Source organism: Candidatus Symbiothrix dinenymphae, from assembly GCF_001431085.1.
In genome coordinates this window covers 1-3134 of sequence record NZ_BBRU01000564.1, presented here as the reverse complement: position 1 = coordinate 3134, position 3134 = coordinate 1, and the positions used below count along the sequence as shown (strand labels likewise).

The window sequence follows — 3134 nt, the reverse complement described above, 5'->3', positions numbered from 1 at the left end:
CCGCCCCTACAATCATCCCCGCAATCATCCCTACAACTACCGATACCAACCACACGCGGTGTCTATCTTGTGCGGATTGGGGAGAAATTGCTGAAAGTGGTGGTGGAATGAAAACAAATGAACAATTGTTATTTTGCTATTTGTTATTATTTTTATGTAACTTTGCAGCCGATTTCATAACAACAAATTATGAACAAGGTAATTACATCCATAGCAATGTTGCTGTTCATGTGTAGCACAGCACTGGCGCAATCATACAGCGGCGGCGACGGCACGGCAGCCGACCCTTATCGCATTTCTTCCAATGCCGATATGGTGGCTTTGGCTACGGCTGTCAATGGCGGAACCGGTTATTACGGCAAACACTTCCGGTTAACTGCTAATTTGACAGGTATCACAACTGTGATTGGTAATGTACGTCCGTCTAATGTATCTGCGTTTAAAGGTACGTTTGATGGAGGGGGGCATGAGGTGGCTGTAAATATAGACATGACTGCCTCTGACGTGCGTTATGCCGGATTGTTTGGTTATCTTGACAGTGCCGTTGTCAAAAATTTAGGAGTTAGCGGTACTGTACAAGGCGGTGAAAAACAAATGGAAGTTGGAGGCATTTGTGGGAACGCGCGGCGGAGTAATATTTCGGAATGCTATAGTACTTGCAGTGTTGTCGTCAGTACTACTCCTGGGTACGCTGATAATTATGCCGGCGGCATTTGTGGCTTTTGCTCGGACTCTACTAGTATACGAAATTGCTACAATGTGGGTACTGTTTCTGCTGTGGGCACTAAAAGTATTGTCGGCGGCATTTGCGGTAACTTGAATGGAAATGGGACAATTTCAAATTGCTATAATGTGGGCAATATTGTTGCAAATACTGCTGCGAATACTGTTGCGAATACTGCTGGCGGCATTTTAGGAAAATTTTATTGGATAGAAAATAGTGTATCAAACTGCATGACAGCTAAATCAAATATAACTGCATCTGCCAACCAATACGGAAGAATAGCAAGCATTTTACAATATGTTGCCAGTAGCACTAGTGTCAGCTCAACACTCACCGTTACATCATGTTATGCCAGCCAGGATGTGTTGGTTAATGGCAGTCAGGTGACCTCAAGTGACAATACGTCCAAGGATGGTGCAACTACGACTTTGTCTAATTTCCAAACACAAAGCTGGATTTCCACCAATTTGGGGTGGGATTTTACTAACGTTTGGGTGATGCCTACTACCGGACTTCCAATACTCAGAAAGCCATGTTACAATGTGGCAAAGAGTGGCACATTCACCAAAAATAATTGTGGCACCGGCTACGCCGGTTCAAGTGTAACTTATACCGTTTCTGAGGGACGTTATTCCTCTACCATTAGTCAAGCTGCTGCTGACAATCAAGCCCAAGCAGATGTTGATGCTAATGGTCAGACGTATGCTAATGAGAATGGGACTTGTACGCTAATTCCTTACACCATCACAGCGAATGCAGGCACCGGCATTGCCTCTACATCCGGCGGAGGAAGTCTAAATTACAACGCAACAGCAAATTTAAGTTGTACATTTTCAACAGGTTATACTTTTGACGGTTGGTACGAAGGTTCTACCAAAGTATCAGGGTCACCAAATTACACATTCACAGTTACCGAAGCCAGAACCTTGGAAGCAAGAGCCACACCAAATCCCTACACCATCACAGTGAGTGCAGGCACAGGCATTACTTCACCGAGCGGCGGAGGAAGTATAAATTACGACGCAGAGGCAGATTTAAATTGTACAGTTTCAACAGGTTATACTTTTGACGGTTGGTACGAAGGTTCTACCAAAGTATCAGGGTCACCAAATTACACATTCACAGTCTCCGGAGCCAGAACCTTGCAAGCAAGAGCCACTCCAATTCCCTACACCATCACAGTGAGTGCAGGCACCGGCATTACTTCACCGAGCGGCGGAGGAAGTATAAATTACAACGCAACAGCAAATTTAAATTGCACTGTTTCAACAGGTTATACTTTTGACGGTTGGTACGAAGGTTCTACCAAAGTATCAGGGTCACCAAATTACACATTCATAGTTACCGAAGCCATAACCTTGGAAGCAAGAGCCACTCCAATTCCCTACACCATCACAGTGAGTGCAGGCACCGGCATTACTTCACCGAGCGGCGGAGGAAGTATAAATTACAACGCAACAGCAAATTTAAGTTGTGCAGTTTCAACAGGTTATACTTTTGACGGTTGGTACGAAGGTTCTACCAAAGTATCAGGGTCAGAAAATTACACATTCACAGTGAGCGGAGCCAGAACCTTGGAAGCAAGAGCCACTCCAATCCCCTACCCCATCACAGTGAGTGCAGGCACCGGCATTGCCTCTACATCCGGCGGAGGAAATATAAATTACGACGCAGAGGCAGATTTAAATTGCATCGTTTCACCGGGTTATGATTGGGATGGTTGGTACGAAAGTTCTACCAAAGTATCAGGGTTACAAAATTACACATTCACTGTCACCGGAGCCAGAACCTTGCAAGCAAGAGCCACTCCAATTCCCTACCCCATCACATACGAGAATTTGCAGGGTGCCACAAACAGCAACCCGTCAACATATACGATAGAAAGCTCAACCATTATTCTGGTAAATCCGGGCGGCAGAGCATATCACACGTTTGACGGCTGGGAAGAGGGCAACACCATACCGAACGGTAGCACCGGCAATAAAACTTTCACAGCAAAGTGGGTAGAAAAAATTATAACCGTAACACCCGACGAGCAGAGCAAGATTTATGGTGACGCCGACCCGCCTCTGACCTACACTCCCGTAATCACCTCCGGTGGTGGAAACATCGCCGATGTTCCCATTACAGGTGCGCTTACCCGCGAGGCTGGCGAAAATGCAGGACAGTACATTATTAGGGAAGGCGATTTGAATCCAAACGACTACCATATTATCCTTGTTGAAAAAAGATTTACGATTAACCCGAAACCGGTAACCATATCAGGAACATCAGCCGGCAGCAAAAACTACGATGGCACCACCACCGCCACCATTACAGCATCCGGCACTGTTGTTGGCACAGTAGGCTCGGATGATGTAGGCGTATCAAACGGCATGGCTACTTTTGCAGACAAGAATGCGGGCACGGG

Annotated in this window: 1 protein-coding gene; it reads left to right on the top strand. The window is 45.9% G+C overall.

Annotated elements, in window-relative coordinates; translation table 11 throughout:
- Positions 1-189: 189 nt before the first annotated feature.
- A partial coding sequence (locus ASC50_RS05835) for a DUF5977 domain-containing protein (protein ID WP_193391222.1) occupies positions 190-3134 on the top strand: 2945 nt, incomplete at its 3' end.